Origin of the sequence: Anaerobacillus sp. 1_MG-2023 (assembly GCF_030547345.1) — a bacterium.
GTDB lineage: Bacteria > Bacillota > Bacilli > Bacillales > Guptibacillaceae > Guptibacillus > Guptibacillus hwajinpoensis_B.
On sequence record NZ_JAUORD010000002.1, the window covers coordinates 160,218 to 179,527 of the forward strand.

The 19,310-nt window shown below is 39.3% G+C and carries 26 protein-coding genes; 24 read left to right on the forward strand and 2 right to left on the reverse strand.

What is annotated here, in order from left to right:
- Positions 1-234 precede the first annotated feature (234 nt).
- Positions 235-681: a transcriptional regulator MntR gene (gene mntR, locus Q4550_RS04600; RefSeq protein ID WP_194222127.1), complete on the forward strand. Its 447-nt coding sequence runs from the start codon at positions 235-237 to the stop codon at positions 679-681.
- Between the two features lie 77 nt (positions 682-758).
- Positions 759-1,664: a patatin-like phospholipase family protein gene (locus tag Q4550_RS04605; protein ID WP_303530678.1), complete on the forward strand. Its 906-nt coding sequence runs from the start codon at positions 759-761 to the stop codon at positions 1,662-1,664.
- Positions 1,665-1,801: 137 nt separating this feature from the next.
- Here Q4550_RS04605 and Q4550_RS04610 read toward each other — a convergent pair whose 3' ends face one another.
- Positions 1,802-2,191: an SA1362 family protein gene (locus Q4550_RS04610; RefSeq protein ID WP_194222125.1), complete on the reverse strand. Its 390-nt coding sequence runs from the start codon at positions 2,189-2,191 to the stop codon at positions 1,802-1,804.
- Positions 2,192-2,213: 22 nt separating this feature from the next.
- Entirely contained in the window at positions 2,214-3,161 is a 948-nt protein-coding gene (locus Q4550_RS04615) for a DUF1385 domain-containing protein (protein WP_303530681.1), read from the reverse strand.
- 223 nt (positions 3,162-3,384) lie between these two features.
- On the opposite strand from Q4550_RS04615, the gene Q4550_RS04620 reads away from it, so the two are divergent.
- From Q4550_RS04620 to Q4550_RS04725, 22 genes are all read left to right on the forward strand, one after another.
- Entirely contained in the window at positions 3,385-3,915 is a 531-nt protein-coding gene (locus Q4550_RS04620; protein WP_194222123.1) for a YqhR family membrane protein, read from the forward strand.
- A gap of 80 nt (positions 3,916-3,995) precedes the next feature.
- The gene (aroQ, locus tag Q4550_RS04625; RefSeq protein WP_303530683.1) at positions 3,996-4,415 is read left to right on the forward strand and encodes a type II 3-dehydroquinate dehydratase; all 420 of its coding nucleotides are present in this window, start codon (positions 3,996-3,998) and stop codon (positions 4,413-4,415) included.
- Between the two features lie 226 nt (positions 4,416-4,641).
- Positions 4,642-5,709 (forward strand): M24 family metallopeptidase, encoded by a 1,068-nt coding sequence (locus Q4550_RS04630; protein ID WP_303530685.1) that lies wholly within the window; start codon positions 4,642-4,644, stop codon positions 5,707-5,709.
- Positions 5,710-5,728: 19 nt separating this feature from the next.
- Complete coding sequence (gene efp, locus Q4550_RS04635) at positions 5,729-6,286, forward strand: elongation factor P (protein WP_303530687.1); 558 nt, start codon at positions 5,729-5,731, stop codon at positions 6,284-6,286.
- A 128-nt stretch (positions 6,287-6,414) separates the two neighbouring features.
- Entirely contained in the window at positions 6,415-7,137 is a 723-nt protein-coding gene (locus tag Q4550_RS04640; protein WP_303530689.1) for an ABC transporter ATP-binding protein, read from the forward strand.
- On the forward strand, positions 7,134-8,147 hold the full coding sequence (locus Q4550_RS04645) for an ABC transporter permease (RefSeq protein WP_303530691.1): 1,014 nt from the start codon (positions 7,134-7,136) through the stop codon (positions 8,145-8,147). Before Q4550_RS04640 ends, Q4550_RS04645 begins: the two co-directional genes overlap by 4 nt.
- Before the next feature lie 15 nt (positions 8,148-8,162).
- A complete protein-coding gene (locus Q4550_RS04650; RefSeq protein ID WP_303530693.1) occupies positions 8,163-8,822 on the forward strand; it encodes a TetR/AcrR family transcriptional regulator in 660 nt (219 codons plus the stop codon).
- Between the two features lie 206 nt (positions 8,823-9,028).
- Positions 9,029-9,289 carry a DUF2619 domain-containing protein gene (locus tag Q4550_RS04655; protein WP_303530695.1) on the forward strand — a complete coding sequence of 87 codons (261 nt, stop codon included), beginning with the start codon at positions 9,029-9,031 and terminating at the stop codon, positions 9,287-9,289.
- 76 nt (positions 9,290-9,365) lie between these two features.
- Positions 9,366-10,301: a stage III sporulation protein AA gene (gene spoIIIAA / locus Q4550_RS04660; RefSeq protein WP_303530697.1), complete on the forward strand. Its 936-nt coding sequence runs from the start codon at positions 9,366-9,368 to the stop codon at positions 10,299-10,301.
- 1 nt (position 10,302) lies between these two features.
- Complete coding sequence (gene spoIIIAB / locus Q4550_RS04665) at positions 10,303-10,815, forward strand: stage III sporulation protein SpoIIIAB (protein WP_194222114.1); 513 nt, start codon at positions 10,303-10,305, stop codon at positions 10,813-10,815.
- A 19-nt stretch (positions 10,816-10,834) separates the two neighbouring features.
- On the forward strand, positions 10,835-11,041 hold the full coding sequence (gene spoIIIAC, locus Q4550_RS04670; RefSeq protein ID WP_048308951.1) for a stage III sporulation protein AC: 207 nt from the start codon (positions 10,835-10,837) through the stop codon (positions 11,039-11,041).
- 12 nt (positions 11,042-11,053) lie between these two features.
- Positions 11,054-11,443 (forward strand): stage III sporulation protein AD, encoded by a 390-nt coding sequence (spoIIIAD, locus tag Q4550_RS04675; RefSeq protein ID WP_194222342.1) that lies wholly within the window; start codon positions 11,054-11,056, stop codon positions 11,441-11,443.
- 24 nt (positions 11,444-11,467) lie between these two features.
- Positions 11,468-12,649, forward strand: coding sequence for a stage III sporulation protein AE (gene spoIIIAE, locus Q4550_RS04680; protein WP_303531125.1), 1,182 nt, complete (start codon positions 11,468-11,470; stop codon positions 12,647-12,649).
- A 10-nt stretch (positions 12,650-12,659) separates the two neighbouring features.
- The gene (spoIIIAF, locus tag Q4550_RS04685; RefSeq protein WP_303530700.1) at positions 12,660-13,265 is read left to right on the forward strand and encodes a stage III sporulation protein AF; all 606 of its coding nucleotides are present in this window, start codon (positions 12,660-12,662) and stop codon (positions 13,263-13,265) included.
- 5 nt (positions 13,266-13,270) lie between these two features.
- Positions 13,271-13,909 carry a stage III sporulation protein AG gene (gene spoIIIAG / locus Q4550_RS04690; RefSeq protein ID WP_194222112.1) on the forward strand — a complete coding sequence of 213 codons (639 nt, stop codon included), beginning with the start codon at positions 13,271-13,273 and terminating at the stop codon, positions 13,907-13,909.
- On the forward strand, positions 13,910-14,467 hold the full coding sequence (locus Q4550_RS04695) for a SpoIIIAH-like family protein (protein WP_303530701.1): 558 nt from the start codon (positions 13,910-13,912) through the stop codon (positions 14,465-14,467).
- Between the two features lie 441 nt (positions 14,468-14,908).
- Positions 14,909-15,397 (forward strand): acetyl-CoA carboxylase biotin carboxyl carrier protein, encoded by a 489-nt coding sequence (gene accB, locus Q4550_RS04700; RefSeq protein ID WP_303530702.1) that lies wholly within the window; start codon positions 14,909-14,911, stop codon positions 15,395-15,397.
- Positions 15,398-15,408: 11 nt separating this feature from the next.
- Positions 15,409-16,776, forward strand: coding sequence for an acetyl-CoA carboxylase biotin carboxylase subunit (accC, locus tag Q4550_RS04705; protein ID WP_226614152.1), 1,368 nt, complete (start codon positions 15,409-15,411; stop codon positions 16,774-16,776).
- Between the two features lie 10 nt (positions 16,777-16,786).
- Positions 16,787-17,182 carry an Asp23/Gls24 family envelope stress response protein gene (locus Q4550_RS04710; RefSeq protein WP_194222108.1) on the forward strand — a complete coding sequence of 132 codons (396 nt, stop codon included), beginning with the start codon at positions 16,787-16,789 and terminating at the stop codon, positions 17,180-17,182.
- A 127-nt stretch (positions 17,183-17,309) separates the two neighbouring features.
- The gene (gene nusB / locus Q4550_RS04715) at positions 17,310-17,696 is read left to right on the forward strand and encodes a transcription antitermination factor NusB (RefSeq protein ID WP_303530703.1); all 387 of its coding nucleotides are present in this window, start codon (positions 17,310-17,312) and stop codon (positions 17,694-17,696) included.
- A 21-nt stretch (positions 17,697-17,717) separates the two neighbouring features.
- The gene (xseA, locus tag Q4550_RS04720; RefSeq protein ID WP_303530704.1) at positions 17,718-19,076 is read left to right on the forward strand and encodes an exodeoxyribonuclease VII large subunit; all 1,359 of its coding nucleotides are present in this window, start codon (positions 17,718-17,720) and stop codon (positions 19,074-19,076) included.
- Positions 19,063-19,299, forward strand: coding sequence for an exodeoxyribonuclease VII small subunit (locus Q4550_RS04725; protein WP_194222105.1), 237 nt, complete (start codon positions 19,063-19,065; stop codon positions 19,297-19,299). The genes xseA and Q4550_RS04725 overlap by 14 nt, the downstream gene beginning before the upstream one ends.
- Positions 19,300-19,310: the final 11 nt, after the last annotated feature.

The following is a 19,310-nucleotide window of genomic DNA, read 5'->3' on the forward strand; positions in this document are numbered from 1 at the left end:
TAGGGGCGTTTTTTCGCAAGTGCTGTTGGGGTGTTCAAGTGACTTTGTATTTTATCCACTAATTTACAAAACCGATTAAATGAAATATGATATAATATCTGCTCTACATAAGAGTGTTAGAACTGAGTTAATGCAGTTAATAGAAGCTTATGGAACCTTTCCTTGTATCCGCCCATACTATGGTGTATGCTTTTATTAACTGGCTTAAATGGAATAAAAGATGGAGGGAATCCAATGGCCACTACTCCCAGTATGGAAGATTATATTGAACGTATTTATGCACTTATAGACGGAAAAGGGTATGCTCGCGTATCAGACATCGCGGAAGCATTAGAGGTACATCCCTCCTCGGTAACCAAAATGATTCAAAAATTAGATAAAGGTAAATATGTCGTATACGAAAAATATCGCGGCTTTATGCTTACTCCAAAAGGGAAAAAGCTAGGAAAGCGACTCGTTGATCGCCATGCTTTGCTTGAACAATTTCTAGGTGTTATCGGGGTTAACGAAGAGAATATATACGAAGATGTTGAGGGTATTGAACATCATCTAAGCTGGGACGCTATCGATCGCATTGGTGATCTTGTCCAGTACTTTGAAGAGACAAATGTACGAGTGGATGAACTTAGAGAAGTGCAACGTAAAAATGAAGAAGCACACGAGGAACAATCCGAAGTTTAATCGGGTTGTTTCTTTTTTTTGTACTAAATTCCCCCGTTAAAGCTTAGGCTTTAATAAGGTGGGAAGGAGGTTTGAGTGTGTACATTGATGGCGTCTTTTCAGGTGGCGGAGTTAAAGGGATAGCGCTAGTGGGAGCACTTCAAGCCGTTGAGAAAAAAGGCCTCGAATTTAAACGTACAGCGGGCACGAGTGCTGGGGCTATAATTGCATCTTTGATTATATCAGGTTATAAAGGAAATGAATTAGAAAAGATCTTGCTCGATACGGATCTAACGACACTACTCGAAAAAAACTCAGGTTATACATTCCCGTTGATACGGTGGTTGATGTTGTACTGGAATCTTGGGCTCTATTCTGGGAAGGACCTAGAATTATGGGTAGGGGAGTTATTAAAAAACAAAGGCATTGAAACATTCGGTGATTTACCCGAGGGATCACTCAAGATTATTGTATCCGATATATCGAAAGGGAGGCTTGTCGTTATACCTGATGACTTAGCACAGTACGGCTTCGTACCTGAGCGATTTTCTGTCGCGAAAGCTGTTAGGATGAGTGCGAGTTTACCATTTTTCTTTAAACCTCAACCGCTCTACTCCATTGATGGTAAAAAGCACTATATGGTAGATGGCGGGATTTTAAGTAACTTCCCTCTATGGATATTCCAACCTCCTGAAAATAAAAAGCCACAAAGACCTGTATTAGGCTTTCAATTGAGTGCAAACTTTAACCACGTTCCGGAAAATAAAATTACAAATGCTGTTGATATGTATCAGGCATTATTTGAAACAATGAAGCAGGCTCATGATGCGCGATATATTGAAGAACAAAAAGCGAAGAACATTGTGTTTATACCTGTGGATCATGATCTGACGACAGCTTTTAAACTAGAGAGACAAAGTCAAAAGAAACTAATCTTGTTAGGAGAAGAGCGAACTTCTCAATTTCTCAATACGTGGAGAAAATTGCCTGACATTATTACATGAAAAGGTGGCTGATGAAATCAGCCACCTTTTCTATATTTATGTTAGTTTAGTTACTTCCAAGTAGAAAGAGCTTTCCATTCAAGACAATGACTTTTTATTAAGGCGCCCAATCTTATCGGTAAAACAAGTGAACCATGTTAAAAGAGAGCTCTGTTTTTCTTTTTTCCTTTACGTCCTTCGATTACGGTAAAAGGATTTTGTTTTCGATCCTCCTGTAAAGAGCGCTTTCTAGGAGAAAGACGTTTAGATGGAATGACACGAAGGTGAGGTGCATTTTTTCTTGGTGTAGCTTTTTTCTTTTTCATTTTGGTTGATTGTTTAGCGGCCTTTTGATAGGAAGTTGATTGTTGACCCATTCTTCTAGCCATTAACTTTCTGACAACGAAGATCATGATCGCAGCAATCGCAGCAGTGATAAGAAGTTGCATGAAAAGTCCTTGAGGGTCTGTGACCATTTTCCAAACAAAACCAATAGCTGCTAGGCCAATTAATAAATAAATTAGAGGTTGAACAACACGGCGCGACAAATGATTCACCTCCTGTTCATCTTTACACAACTTTTGTGCTTGAATCGTCTTCCTCTCGTTGTTTATCTCGAGAAAGTAGTTCATTAAATGAGTGGATTGCAACATCAACTTGTTTATCATCTGGGTTTTTCGTTGTTAGTAGCTGAACCCATAACCCAGGATAGCCAAGCACTTTTAATACAGGAACTTCTCTAACTTTATTCGTTAATTGGAGAACTTCGAATGAAACTCCAAGAACTACCGGAATTAATGCAACACGATAGAGTAACCTTACCCATAATGGATCAGTAGGAACAAGAAGGTAAATAAATACCCCAATGACTACTGTGAAAAGGATGAAGCTACTTCCGCATCGATAATGAAGACGCGATTGCTTTTGAACATTCTCTATTGTAATAGGAAGTCCTGCTTCATAAGCGTTGATGACTTTATGTTCTGCACCATGATATTGAAAGACTCTTTTTACAATTGGGGTTAACGAAATAAAATAAATATACCCAAGCAATAGAATGAGCTTAATGAAACCCTCAATCAAGTTCTGTACAACGTGCCCTGGAAATATAAACTCAAGTGAGGCTGCCGCTAAGGCGGGTAATATAGTGAAAATCGTTTTTACGAATGCAAACGAGATAACGCCTATGGCTGCTGCACCTAATAAAAGCGTTATTTTGGAAGGCTCTTCCTTACCTAATACTTCCTGATCTTCCGAAGGGTCCACATCATAGCGTTCACTTGAAAAATTCAAATGTTTAGTTCCATTGCCACTGGCGTCGATAATCGCAACAACACCACGTATGAATGGGATTTTCTTAAGCTTTGTTCGGATAGGCTTCGGCTGCTTCGGAACTTCTAAATAATCAATTGAATCATCCTTGCGCCGAATGGCGGTTACAGACGTATGTTTCCCTTGAAACATAACACCTTCAACAACCGCTTGCCCGCCATAAGCAGGCTTATTTGTATCTGACAATATCTCTCACCAACCTATTGTATGAAGTAGAATGTTTTGAAGCGTTCAAACTCTAACAAATTGTACTTTATACCATTCTACAAGAAATAGGCAAAAACCTCTAGGTAATAGATTGTAATAATCATTTTCCCCAACACAGGCAATTTTAATCTTTTCAATAGGCAATTCTTCTAATAAATAATTCCATCATCAACAGGGAATGCTTAAGGGGGAGGTGAGTGTTATGGATAAAGAGAAGCAGAAAGATGGTAAAGAGAATGAGCAACTTGAACAAAATAAGCAGGAGCAACCTCTATCTTTTACATCAAAAGTTATTACAATCGGGATTGCTGGAGGACTATTTTGGGGTGTAATTGGTTATCTTACATACTTATTTAAATTTACTAAGATACCACCCTCTCTCATTTTGTCACCATGGGCACTTGGCGAATGGAAAAATGAACAGCTAGGGCAGTGGATTGGAATTCTTGCCCTTGGGCTTGTATCCATACTTGTGGCTTTTTTGTACAAAGTAACGCTTGTGAAAATAAATAACATGCTTGCAGGACTTGCTTATGGGATTGTATTATGGATAATTGTATTTTATTTACTCAATCCAATGTTCATCGATCTGCCAACGATTACGAAACTTGATCGCAACACAGTCATTACTACGATATGCCTTTATCTTCTTTACGGCGTCTTTATCGGGTATTCGATTTCTTTTGAATATCATGAAAACCAGCAGAAGGGCGCTTCCTATTCAAATAAATGAAGCTATGGTAGAATGTTCATGGAACATTCTCTTTTTTTTCTATTTAATATAGAAGTCAGATCGTGATGAAGGAGACCGGGATGAAAACATTCTACGTAATTAATGGACCTAACTTAAATCGACTTGGCAAACGTGAACCCGGCATCTATGGTAATGACACGCTAGAGACCCTTGAACAACGGTTAATACAATTTGCTAGTGAGAATGACGCTGCTGTTGTTTTTCGTCAATCAAACCATGAAGGAGATATCATTGATTGGATTCATGAAGCAGAAAGTGCTTCAGGTATCATTTTAAATCCTGGTGCTTTTACTCACTATAGTTACGCCATACGAGATGCTATCGCAAGTGTTCCTGTACCGGTTGTGGAAGTACACATTTCGAATGTACATAAGCGAGAACCTTTTCGCCATACATCTGTTATTTCACCAGTAACGGAAGGGCAAGTGGTAGGATTTGGTTTGAATGGGTACGAACTGGCATTGCGGTCGTTTTTATAATTTTAGTTAGCTATGTTAGCTTATGCTGTTGATTTTCGATTTTTGGCTCACTCGAGTGAAATCTTCATTTCACTTGCCTTTCACCTCTATTGAAAGGTCGCTCTGTGACGATTAATCGCTTCGAGCAAATAAATTTGTTCAGACGGTTGGTCGTCACAGAGCGTATATGAGCCAATAATAAACAACGTTCATTAACATAGCCATCATTTTAAAGGGGGACGAAACAGTGGAACGTATTGAGAAACTACGTCAGTCATTTACAGAGTATGATATAGATGCGATGTTAATTACTTCAGCAAGCAATCGTAGATATATTTCCCAGTTTACAGGTAGCTCAGGTGTTGTTCTCATTACTGAGAAAGAAGCGAAGTTTGTAACAGATTTCCGCTATATGGATCAGGCAAGAGAGCAAGCACAGGGGTTTGATATTGTGCAGCATAAAGGCCCGATTGTTGGAGAAGTAGCAAAGCTTGCGAATGAACTAGGCGTTAAAAAACTTGGCTTTGAAGAAACGCAGGTTACATATCAAGTTTTTAAAGCATATGAGAATAATGTAGACGGTACACTTGTACCGATTAATGGTATTCTTGAGAAACATCGTATGATTAAAGATTCGAGTGAATTAAAGGTTCTTAAAGAAGCAACCGAAATAGCAGACGCTGCTTTCCAACATATTACATCATACATTCGTACGGGTCTAACTGAATTGGACGTTTCTAATGAACTAGAGTTTTTCATGAGAAAAAATGGCGCAACCTCGTCTTCATTTGATATTATAGTTGCGTCGGGTATACGTTCAGCTCTTCCGCACGGCGTTGCAAGTGATAAAATCATTGGAAAAAACGAACTGATAACACTTGATTTTGGTGCTTATTATAAAGGATACTGTTCTGATATTACACGTACTGTGGCTGTTGGGGATCCTGGAGAAGAGCTTAAAGGTGTCTATCATACTGTTCTAGAAGCTCAATTAAAGGCGATGGAACAAATTAAGCCTGGAATGAGCGGAAAAGAAGCAGATGCTCTATCACGTGACTTAATTACTTCTAAAGGATTTGGAGAATACTTTGGGCACTCACTAGGTCATGGTGTTGGTCTTGAAGTACATGAGGGACCTAGTCTTTCAACTAAATCTGATACAGTATTAGAGCCAGGTATGGTAGTAACCGTTGAACCAGGTATTTACCTATCTGGTAAAGGCGGAGTAAGAATTGAAGATGATACAGTAATTACTGAAACTGGAAATGAGACATTATCTCATTCTACTAAAGAATTGCTGATCCTCGGCGAATAATGAAAGTGAGGGACTATTAATGATTTCTGTTAACGATTTAAAAACTGGTCTTACAATTGAAGTGGATAATGGCATCTGGACGGTAATGGACTTCCAGCATGTGAAGCCTGGTAAGGGAGCAGCTTTTGTAAGAACGAAGCTACGTAACCTTCGTACTGGTGGAATTCAAGAAAAAACCTTTCGAGCAGGAGAAAAAGTAGCAAAAGCTCATATTGAAAATCGTAAAATGCAGTATCTTTATGCAAGTGCCGATATGCATACGTTTATGGATACAACTACTTATGAGCAAGTTGAACTTCCTGCAGAGCAAATTAATTATGAACTTAAATTTCTAAAAGAAAACATGGAGATTTCTATTCGTACTTATGGTGAAGAAACGATCGGAGTTGAATTGCCGAATACGGTGGAACTCGTTGTTACTGAAACTGAGCCTGGTATTAAAGGGGACACAGCTTCAGGTGGAACTAAACCCGCAACTGTTGAAACGGGTTTAACTGTTCAAGTGCCTTTCTTCGTTAACCAGGGAGATGTTTTAATTATAGATACTTCTAAAGGCGAGTATGTATCAAGAGGATAAAGTAAACATTTTTAAACCGCTCTGTATGAGCGGTTTTTTTAAAATCATGAATGAGTGATTACTCACTTTACAAAAAAGGGATGAATGGTATAATGAAGTGAGTAATCACTCATTTAAGGAGGGGTCATATGCAAAAAGATGCTATCCAAGCAAGTGTTACAAAACGATATGGCACGACTACGATCTTAGATAATATTAGCCTTTCACTTAAGCAAGGTGAGATCTTCGGTCTCCTAGGACCATCAGGATCTGGAAAAACGACATTTGTCAAACTGCTCTGTGGTATTGAAGAGGCTTCAGAAGGAAAGGTAACAGTATTAGATGAACAAATGCCTGATTTAAAGATAATGAAGCGTATCGGCTATATGGCACAAGCGGATGCTTTGTATGGTGAACTATCCGCTTATGAGAATTTAGAATTCTTTGCAACGCTTAGCGGTGTGAGTCGTCGTGATCGAAAAGATCGTATCTTATCTGCTATGAGGCTAGTAGATTTAGAAAACGAACTTCAGAAAAGAGTGGAAGACTTCTCAGGAGGAATGAAGCGTCGCTTATCACTTGCTATCGCTTTATTGCACGACCCTGAAGTCCTGTTGCTTGATGAACCAACTGTTGGTATAGATCCGTCCTTGCGACAAAAGATATGGGATACGTTTGAAGATCTGAGACAAAAGGGCGTGATCATTCTCGTTACGACTCATGTAATGGATGAAGCTGATAGATGTTCAAGGCTTGGGATGATTCGAGATGGTCGGTTGATTGCTGTTGGAACACCAGAAGAATTGAAAAAGCAAACGGATTCGACGACAATTGAGCAAGCTTTTCTCTCATATGGGGGTGTTAAGGAATGAGAATTACAGCCGTTGTAAAACGTATATTAAGGCAGTTCATTCATGACAAGCGAACGATTGGCCTAATGATTGTGGCACCAATTATCATTTTAACCATGTTATCGCTAGTGTTTAACGGGGAAGACCTGGAGTTGAAAGTGGGCACACTAAACATACCTGAGCAACTCGTCGAAAGAATAGAAGAGCATGCTATTGTTAAAAAAGTTACGTCAAAAGATACCATTGAGTCACTACTGAAAGAAGATTATGATGCAATTATTGACTTCAGCAATGGGGAAAAGAAACTACATCTAGAAGGCAGTGATCCCTCCATTAATCAAGCAGTAATTAATCTTGTTAGAAGTAATTCTATGGTAAACAACGAAGAAGTGGATTTAGATGTATCTTATCTTTTTGGCTCGAGTGACATGACTTCATTTGATCACTTTGGTCCTGTACTAGTTGGTTTCTTTATTTTCTTTTTTGTGTTTTTAATTGCTGGAGTTTCTTTCTTGAGAGAGAGAACCCAGGGGACGCTCGAACGAGTTTTAGCTAGTCCTATTAAAAGGTGGGAACTTGTAATTGGATACGTGATCGGCTTTGGATTATTTACTATGTTTCAATCAGCGATCATTGCCCTATATAGTATTTATGTGATTGATTTAAAAATGGAAGGCGCTTTCTTTTATGTACTACTTATAACACTCATGCTAGCATTAAGTGCCCTAACTTTAGGAACTTTACTTTCATCATTTGCAAAGAATGAATTACAAATGATTCAGTTTATACCACTTGTTGTTGTACCGCAACTCTTTTTTTCTGGATTATTTAATCTTGATACGATTTCAAATTATTTAAGCTGGATTGGTCCGTTAACTCCTTTGTATTATGGAGCTGAAGCTCTTAGAGATGTTATGATCAAAGGACAGGGAATAACAGAAATATGGATTGATTTACTTATTTTATTTGGATTCTCAATCGCTTTTATGATTTTAAATATATACGCACTAAAAAAACACCGACGCATTTAGAGTCAGGGGGAGCTTATGAAAAAGATAGAAGACGGCATGGAATGGCTATTTGATGAAGAGGTAAGCGAGTCCGGAGATTTAACTGAGAAACAAAAACGCATTGTTAAAGCGGCAGTTGAAATGTTCCAGGAAAAAGGATTTTCCGCTTCCTCAACAAGTCAAATTGCGAGACGTGCCGGTGTAGCGGAAGGAACAATATTTCGCCATTATAATACAAAGAAAGACTTGCTGCTCGCTATTGTTACACCTGTTATGAGCCATCTTGTTGCCCCTTTCATCGTGAAAGATTTAGACAAAGTATTAAAACCAGACTATGAGCACTATGAGGATTTTTTGAGAGCTGTTGTAAAAAATAGACAGGCGTTCATACACAAGCACTTACCAATTGTTAAAATTCTGATGCAGGAGATTCCTTTTCATGAAGAACTTCGTACCCAATTTATCGAGCATGTAGCAAAGGATTTGTTTGATCGATTTGAAAAAGTGATTGTTCACTTCCAACAGAAAGGCGAATTAATCCAAATTCCACCTTCCTCTGCGATCAGACTTTCGATAACAGCCGTTCTCGGGTTTTTTCTTGCACGGTATATTATGGTGCCGGAGAGTGAGTGGGATGATGAGCAGGAGATTGAACTGACAGTACAATTTATATTAAATGGTTTAAAAGTAAAATGACCATCCAGCCTTCGCTGGGTGGTTTTTTTGTTTTCCTCCAATAAGTTCAATATTTTAAATACAACAATTTAGCTAACATACTATTTGCCTCAGGTGCATGATGAAGCTGATTTCTCAATAATGAATTGAGTTATATGATTTACGAACTTCTTCTGAAAATCATAAATTCATCATAAGTTGTACAAACAATTTGTGGGAGGCTAGAGATGATTCATTCCGTTCTTGTCATGGGAGTGCTTCGAATACTTTCTGGTGTGATTGAGCTTACAGCAGCGATTCTCATTCTTTTTATTCAGGATCTAAGAACAGCCATGATGATTAATGCCATTCTCGCTATAGTTGGGCCAATTATTTTAATAGTTACCATGTCAGTGGGGTTGATTGGTCTAGCAGGTGATCTATCAATTATGAAAATTATTTTTATCATGATAGGGGTTGCCTTTATTTTAATTGGAACCCTTACATAGATTTAGTAGAGACATAATTTAATCAAGGCAGGAATAGTAGTGTAGGGAGAAACAAGCTTAGAGAGGAGGGACATTCTTGGAAGAAGTTCTTCGCGTGCTTCCGGAAAATGTACAAAAAATTTTGAATCAGTATTCAATTGTTGAAAGATCGACGATTGAAGAAATTCGAATGCGTATTAACCGTCCACTTGAGATCATGATCAACGGGAAGCCGGATTTTCCTCTCTTAAATGGCCAGGGTTATTTTATTTCAAAAGATGATGGTCTACAAATGATAAATAAGCTAAGTCACTACTCTCTCTATGCTCTGGAAGAAGAACTTAAAAAAGGTTTTGTAACGATTGAGGGAGGGCATCGTGTAGGCCTCGCAGGGAAGGTTATTACACTAAATGGACATGTCAAAGCCATTAGAGATATTGCTTCATTTAATGTGAGAATTGCGAAGCAAAAGCTTGGAATAGCTATACCGCTAGTATCATATCTATATGCTGGAAGGTGGATGAATACGATTATATTAGGGCCACCTCAGTCTGGTAAAACGACAATGCTTCGTGATTTAACTCGACTTATGGCTGAAGGAGATGAATTAAGAAGGATTCCATCAGCAAAGGTAGGCGTTGTCGATGAGCGCTCAGAAATAGCTGGATGTGTACAGGGGATCCCTCAACATCGATTGGGAGACCGTGTTGATGTACTCGACGCGTGTCCAAAAGCGGAAGGAATGATGATGATGATTCGCTCCATGAGTCCAGAAATACTGATTGTAGATGAAATTGGACGAAAAGAAGACAGTGAAGCGATTATCGAAGCAATAAATGCTGGGATTAATCTCGTAGTGACAGTCCATGGGACGAAATTGGATGATTTAAACCGTAGGCCAAGTATGGAGGGGTTATTAAAGTCGGGGTGCTTTGATCGTATCGTCGAACTGTCGCGAGAAGATGGTCCAGGAACAATTAGTGCGATTAAAGATAAAACCGGTAAGGAAATTCGACGTAAAAAGGTGATCTAGCATGAAGTTACTAGGTGCAGTGCTCATCATTATGGCAAGCACATGGGCAGGTGTGGAATGGTCTAGGACAGTTAGTGAACGGTCACGCCAATTACGTCAGTTGAAGGCGGCATTACAGTCACTAGAAGCAGAGATTGTTTACGGAATGACACCTTTAAGCGTTGCTTGTAGTCATATATGTAGACAGGTTGGTCATCCTGTATCGTGGTTTTTTGATTCATTTAGGAGGAAGCTTGAGGCAGGCCATGCTACTGCGTATGAAGCATGGATTGAAAGTATGGAGGAAGTTTGGAAATACACTGCCTTTAAAAATGAGGAAAAAGAAGTGATGAAGCAATTAGGCGCTACCATTGGTCAGCATGATCGAGAACATGAGCAAAAGCAACTGAAGCTGGCATTAATTCACTTAGAGAGAGAAGAAAGTGAAGCGAGAGATAATCAGATGAAATATGAAAGAATGTTTAAAAGCCTTGGTGTACTTGGCGGTATTCTTCTTGTCATACTTTTGATTTAGTCATTGGGAGGAAGCGTAGATGAATCATGATGTGAATACGATTTTTCAAATAGCTGGTATTGGTATTATCGTTGCCATGCTTCATACAATCTTAAAGCAAATGGGAAAAGAGGAATACGCGCACTGGGTCACTTTAATAGGATTTATTGTTGTCCTTTATATGGTCATTACAATTATAGATGATCTTTTTCAGAAAATACGAGGAGTCTTCCTTTTTCAAGGGTAGGGGGTGACTGCGATTGATATTTTACAAATAGTCGGCTTAGGATTAATCGCTACCTTCCTAGTTATTGTGGTCAAAGAGCAAAAGCCTGTGTTTGCCTTCACGATTACGGTTTTCACAGGCGCTTTAATTTTTCTCTACTTAATAGGAGAAATTCAACACATTATTCGAATGCTTGAAAGCCTTGCAGCAAAAGCGAATGTTGAAATCGTGTATGTGGAAACGGTTTTAAAAATTATCGGAATCGCTTATATAGCAGAATTTGGTGCGCAAATTGTAAGAGACGCGGGTCAAGGAGCAATTGCATCGAAAATTGAACTTGCTGGTAAGTTGTTGATTCTTGCTATGGCAATTCCAATCTTAACGTTAATCATAGAAACAGTACTGAAATTATTACCATCATAAGAGGGGGAGAGGGACATGCCTCACATGAAAAAAATGCTGTTGATGCTGCTATTCCTCTGCTTTTCTCTTATGTTTTTTGAATCTACAGTAGTCGCAAAAGGGGAAGAAGAGCCTCATTCAAGTCAATTTGTAGACAAGCAGTTAAATACGCTTGGTTTACAAGAAATACAAGATTATTGGGATGAAGTCATTGAGGAATACGGGGGTTTTTTACCTGAAAGTCAGAAAGGCTCATTTATGGAATTCATTAAAGGAGAAAAGCAGATATCTTTAAAAGCGTATTTTATTGGCCTACTAAAGTTTCTCTTCCATGAACTGCTTGTGCATGGAAAGCTTCTTGGGAGTCTGATCCTTCTTACAATCTTTAGTATCCTTCTGCAGAACATGCAAAATGCATTTGAACATAAAGCAGTTAGTACAGTAGCGTATGGCATTATTTATATGGTTTTAATTATCTTGGCACTAAATAGCTTTCATGTTGCGATTCAGTATACAGAAGATGCTATAGCTAACATGATGGGATTCTTACTTGCATTAATACCATTGCTTTTAGCTTTAATGGCATCTGTGGGTGGAGTAGCTTCTGTTGCTTTCTTTCATCCGATCGTCTTGTTTCTTGTAAATACTGGTGGATTACTTATTCAGAAGTTTGTACTTCCGATGCTCTTTCTATCAGCGGTCCTCGCTATAGTAAGTACTATCAGTGAGCAGTACAAGGTTACCCAGCTTTCTAATTTATTACGAAATGTAGCGATAGGAACTCTTGGCGTTTTCTTTGCGGTTTTTTTAGGGGTTATTTCAGTACAAGGTGCGACAACTGCGGTAGCGGATGGCGTTACGATACGTGCTGCGAAATTTGTAACGGGTAACTTTATCCCAGTCGTTGGTCGGATGTTTACAGATGCCACCGATACGGTGTTAAGCGCCTCTGTGTTATTAAAAAACACGGTGGGCTTGGCTGGAGTTGTCATCCTCTTAATGATTTGCGCTTTTCCGGCGCTAAAAGTGTTATCACTAGTACTAATCTATAATATTGCTGCAGCGGTGATTCAACCATTGGGCGGTGGTCCAATTATTCAATCTCTAAATGTTATATCAAAAAGCATTTTGTTCATATTTGCGGCCCTTGCTATTGTTTCATTGATGTTCTTTCTTGCTGTAACGATTATTATAGCATCTGGCAATATTACGTTAATGGTGCGTTAGGAGGTGTCGTGTGGATATTATTACAGGATGGATTACAAATATTATTGTGTTAATCCTTCTAGCAACAGTGCTAGAACTATTGCTACCAAATTCAAATATGCAGCGTTATGTAAAGATGGTTATAGGTTTAATGTTAATGGCGGTTATTTTATCTCCTATACTCACGATTTTCACAAAAGACTTTGATGCCATGCTCCGAACAGTAACGCTCACTGACTCAACTCAAAAGGCAAATATGGAAAATCAGATAGAATCGAAGAAAAGTGAAATACAAGCATCCAATGCTGCATATATTGAAGAACAAATGGCTGTCCAAATGAAAAGCCAGGTAGAAAAGGAGTTGAGGGACCAGTTTAACCTCGAAATCACAAGCGTTAGTCTTCAGTTAAAGAATCTTGATGGGGAAAAGGATATTGATCAAATTGCAGTAACAGTAAATGAAGCAGGAGCAGAAAAATCTGTTCAGGAAGTGGATGCCGTATCCGTATCAATTGATATTCAAGAGGAAGAGTTCGAAGAAACGGATACTCTCTCACGTAAGGTTGCATATTTTCTTGCAGATGAGTGGGAATTGTATCCAAAACAAGTCGGAGTTCAGGTGAAAGGAGGAGAGTAGGGAACGTGGATGAAAAACCAACTAGCTGGCTTGATCAATTGAAGAAGCCTAAAAAGAAAAAGGGAATCCCGTTATTATATTTGATTATTGCTGCGGGGATTGGCGTTATCTTCATGTTTTCCGGGAGTTTTTTCCAGTCACCTGAACAAGTCCAGGAAGTGTTTTCAGAGCAGGCGGGCTCCAAGGATAGTGAACCGACCTTTAGTCAAAAAAAGTCCAATCCGTCGTCTATGGCTGAATACGAGAATGTATACGAAACACAGCTGAAAGAAGCTTTAGATGAAGTGGCAGGAGTTTCTGATGCCACAGTTATTGTGAATTTAGATTCTACAGAAGAAAAAATCGTTGAGAAGAACAGCACTTCTACTGATAAATATACGGATGAATCTCCAAATGATGGAGGTTCAAGAAAGATTGAAGAACAGTCAAGTGAAGAACAAGTTGTCGTCATTCAAAATGACAACGGCCAGGAGCCTATCATTGTTAGTACGAAGAAGCCTGTCGTACGAGGAGTTGTAGTGGTAGCAGTTGGAGCAGAGAATATGGAAGTAAAGAAAATGATCGTGGATGCAGTAACAAGACTGCTAGACGTCAAGAGTCACCGTGTCATGGTGCTTCCGAAAAAATTAAAGGGGGAATCCTAAATGGTTTTGAAAAAGCAAACAGTGTGGTTACTAACGATGTTAAGTTTAATCATTGTCTTATCAGCCTATTATATTATGACTCCTGGAACTGATAATGTAGCGTTTGTAGGGGATCAGGAGCAGAGTGGTGAGGAAAGTAAAGGAGAAGAGGCAAAAGAAACGAACGCAGAAGAAGGAGATGCTGTTTCTTCAAGTGTTTCAAGTGAGGAAGGATTTGCATCCATAAGACTTGAGATTCAAGAACAACGAGATGCAGCGATTGAAGACTATACGGCAGTTATTGCAAGCGAAGCATCTGCTGACCTTAGAAATGAGGCACATGAGCAACGTCAAGAATTGATGGCATTATCTCAAAAAGAATCTGTATTGGAAAATGTGATAAAGTCAGAAGGGTATAGCGATGCGGTAGTTTATACGCTAGATGATGATAAAGTAAGAGTTATTGTTAAAGCAGATCAACTCTCGAATGAAGAAGCCAACAACATTATGGTACTAGCAGAAGAACAACTAGGAGAAGGCCATAGAATAGCGGTTGAATTTCAGGCTGCAGCAAAGTAAAGATGGAGTTCACTCCATCTTTTTTGTTTTGATCCATTAATGCTCTGAAAGTATTGTGAAAAGAGTTTCATTCAGAAAGAGCGGTTATTGAGAAATAAACAATAGTAGATAAAATACCAAATTTATAAAGTGAGCGTATATAGATAATCTCCACAATAATTTTATGGGTGAAAACGCTTTCTAGGTTTGTTACCCTTATTATAGGTCGGTGTGCAAAGATGTCTTCTACCAAGTAAACTGAAGATATGATATGATGAATAGGCTTAGGACCTGCTTTTATATAATGGTCTTAATTATGAGGTTTGATTTGTTAGATGAAATGCTGGAGATACTAATACACATCTTTATTATGCTATAATTGCTATAGGTTGGAGCGTGTCTTCTGCACAGAATAACCTCCTAAATACTAAATTTGAAAAAAGATGACAGGGAGTGGAAGTCTTGTTAAAAGTTCAAGAAATTCGCGAATTGATCAAACTTATTGATCAATCAAGCATTGATGAATTCGAATACGAAAATGATGGGTCTAAAATTGTATTAAAGAAAAACGACGTACAATATGCTGAAGCACCGGTACAGCAGCCTGTTCAGCAGCCCGTTGCACAACAGGTGCCTGAGCCAGTGAAGCAAGTGGCGTCTTCTTCAAAAGAGCAAGCTACTGAAGAACCTAAAGAAGAGAAACAGGATGAATCATTACATAAGATAGAATCCCCAATGGTGGGAACGTTCTATGCTCGTCCAAATCCAGAGTCAGACCTTTATGTGAAAACAGGAGAAAAAGTTTCGGAAGATAGCGTAGTCTGCATCATTGAAGCAATGAAGCTTTTTAATGAAATAGAAGCAGAGGTAAATGGAGAAATCGTAGAAATGCTAGTTGAAGATGGTCAGCTGGTTGAATACGGACAGCCTCTGTTTTTAGTGAAAGCATAGGTGATGATAGTATGGAGATTAAGAAAGTACTTGTAGCTAACCGCGGAGAGATAGCAGTTAGAATTATACGAGCTTGTGAAGAGCTCGGAATAGAAACAGTGGCCGTATATTCCCAGGCAGATAAAGATGCGCTTCATGTTAGACTTGCTGATGAAGCTTATTGTATCGGACCCACAGCAGCAAAAGACAGCTATTTAAATTTTACAAACATCATGAGTATTGCTACTGTGACAGGGGTTGACGCCATTCATCCCGGATATGGTTTTCTAGCTGAAAATGCCGATTTTGCTGAACTTTGTAGAGAATGCAATGTGACGTTTGTTGGTCCTAGTCCTGAAGCTATTAATCGCATGGGGACGAAAGACGTTGCTAGAACGACAATGAAGGAAGCTGGAGTTCCGATTGTACCTGGCTCTGAAGGGATTATTAAAGATGCTGATGAGGCAGTAGCTCTTGCGAACGAAATGGGTTATCCCGTCATTATTAAAGCGACTGCTGGCGGTGGTGGTAAAGGAATCCGCATTGCTAAGGATGAGAATGAATTAGTAAAAGGAATCAATATTACGCAACAAGAAGCCTCTACCGCATTTGGTAATCCTGGGGTTTACATTGAAAAGTTTATTGAAGACTTCCGACATGTAGAGATCCAGGTTCTTGCAGATAATCATGGGAATGCAATCCATCTAGGTGAGCGTGATTGTTCTATCCAAAGGCGTTTACAAAAGCTAGTGGAAGAAACCCCTTCTCCAGCTCTTGACGCAACAATCAGAAAGAAAATGGGAGATGCGGCAGTGCGAGCTGCTCAAGCCGTTCAATATTCTGGTGCAGGAACTGTGGAGTTTATTTTTGAGCCAACAGGGAATTTTTATTTTATGGAAATGAATACGCGCATTCAAGTTGAGCACCCTGTGACTGAGATGGTAACGGGTATTGACTTAATTAAGGAACAAATCCGAGCAGCTTCTGATGAAGAACTCCGATACAAACAAGAAGATGTGACGTTTAAAGGATGGGCGATTGAGTGTCGTATCAACGCAGAAGATCCTGACAAAAAGTTTATGCCATCCCCTGGTAAGGTTGAAATGTACCTGCCGCCGGGTGGATTTGGAGTTCGAGTTGATTCAGCTGTTTATCCAGGGTATGATATTTTACCTTTTTATGATTCAATGGTTGCAAAGCTGATTACTTATGCTGATACTCGAGAAGAAGCTATCGCTAGAATGAAGCGAGCACTGGGGGAATTTGTCGTTGAAGGAGTTAAAACGACTATTCCGTTCCATATGCGCCTTATGAATCATGAGAAATTTGTAAGCGGCGATTTCAATACAAAGTTTCTTGAGAAATATGATTTAACAGAGCAATCAATGAATTCTAAGTGAGGTGTTCAGAATGAATGAACTTCAATCATTTGAAATGGAAGAGCACGATACTGGTCTTGGAAAAGTAGAGATTTCACCTGAAGTTATCGAAGTCATTGGAAGTATTGCAGCTTCTGAAGTTGATGGTGTAGCAGAGATGAGAGGGAATTTCGCCTCTGGTGTTGTAGAACGCTTTGGGCGAAAGGATCATCGAAAAGGCGTCAAGGTGGAACTTGATGAAGATGGGATCATCCTAGATGCCTATGTGGTGGTAAGCTATGGTTTATCCATTCCGGAAGTATGTGAGAAGGTTCAGGAAAATATCCGTCAGGCCCTTCTTACAATGACTGCTCTAGAAATCAGTGCCGTCAACGTGAGTGTTGTAGGCATTACATTTGATAAAAAAGAACCAGAGAACGAAGAATAAGCAGCGGGGATTGTCCCCCTGCTTTTTTGTTTGTGAAAACAATCGGACATTGCAAAACCTGTATTTGTCCTCTACAGTATGCTATTATTTATTGGTATAGCAATATTAGCGTAAAGGGAGTATAGCAATGAAAAGAAGACATGCAAGAGAAAAAGCCATCCAGGTATTGTTTCAAATAGATGTAACAGACACCGATCCACGTGAGGCTCTTCAACACGTTTTAAATGAGGAAGAAGGTGACGAGTTTCTATCTGAGCTTGTCTTCGGAACGCTTGAGAACCTCGAAAGAATTGATGAAGTCATTAAAGAAAATCTTGTGAACTGGACATTTAATCGGATCGGAAATGTTGACCGTTCAGTACTACGCATGGCTTCTTATGAAATGGTAATCAGAGATGATATACCCGTTAACGTTAGTTTAAATGAAGCCGTTGAACTTGCGAAGTTATTCGGTGGAGAAGAATCAGGGCGTTTTGTGAATGGTGTCCTCTCTAAGATCATCCAAAAAAGGTAATTTAAGTAGGAGGGGATAGTTGTGAAAGCGGATCGCTATATATCGGTAACGGCGCTTACGAGACATGTTAAGCGAATGATTGATAATGAACCTGCACTGCAAGATGTCTGGTTGCGTGGCGAATTATCCAATGTGAAGCTTCACAATCGAGGACATCTTTACTTTACAGTTAAAGATGATAAATCACGTGTTCAGGCTGTCATGTTTGCAGGAAATAATCGGCATATGAAATTTAAACCCGAAAGCGGAATGAAAGTACTGATCCGTGGAGAAATATCTGTGTTTGAGCCGTATGGCCAATATCAGCTCTATGCAAAAGAAATGCAACCTGATGGAATTGGTAATCTGTATTTAGCTTACGAAGAGTTGAAACGAAAACTCGAAATTGAAGGATTGTTTTCTGATAACCTCAAACAGCAAATTCCACGCTATCCTACAGAAATTGGCGTTATTACTTCCCCTACTGGAGCGGCCATTCGAGATATTTTCACAACAATTAAAAGACGGTATCCAGCTGCGCGAATTACGGTTTTTCCCGTTCTCGTGCAGGGAAATCGTGCTAAGGGATCGATTGTTCAAGCCATAGAGATGGCGAATGCGATGAAAATGATTGATGTGCTGATTGTGGGGCGTGGCGGTGGATCTATTGAAGAACTATGGGCATTTAATGAAGAAGAAGTCGCAAGAAGTATTGCTTGGTCGCACGTACCGATTATTTCTGCGGTAGGCCATGAAACGGATTTTACGATTGCGGATTTCGTTGCTGACTTAAGAGCGCCGACACCAACTGGTGCTGCTGAATTAGCAGTCCCTAGTGTAGTGGAATTGAAAGAGCGAGTTGATCAAAGAGTACATAGACTCAAGAGAGTAATGCAAGAAAAACTTGTCTCCGATCGAGATCGGCTGTCAAACCTCCAAAAGTCTTATGCTTTTCGCTATCCAGATCAACTATTGAAGCAAAAGGAACAAGAGCTTGATTTACAAGTTGAGCGATTGCAGAGAAATATGAAGCGGTTATTGTCGTATACAAAAGAACAAGTCGATCGAAACCATAAGCAATTAAAAAAGCAGCACCCCCAAAAACTTCTAAGAGAAGCGAGTCAAGAACTTGTAGAGCTCAAGAATTCTTTGAATAAGGAAATGCAACGTGTTTTAGTTGGAAAACAAAGTGATTTCTCACTTGCTGCTGGGAAATTGAATGCATTAAGCCCATTGAAAGTAATGGAGCGGGGGTATAGCCTTGCATATAAAGAAGAAGAACTCATTAAGTCTGTTAGTCAGGTCCAACCTGGAGATGTTCTTAAACTTGAAATGACAGATGGAAAAATTGATTGCCATGTATGGGGATTAGAGGAGAGTGATTCGAATGGAGAAAAATGAGAACGTCACATTTGAAGAAGCAATGGAAAAGTTAGAACAAATCGTAGGGGCCTTAGAAGAAGGAAACGTTCCTCTTGAAAAAGCTATTTCACTCTTTCAAGAGGGGATGAACTTATCAAACATCTGTCATGAAAAACTGCAATCCGTTGAAGGGAAAATGGATCAAATTGTTGAGGAAAACGGTGAAATCAAGCGTTTTTCTGTGCAGGAGGATGAAGCGTGATCCAAGATCTT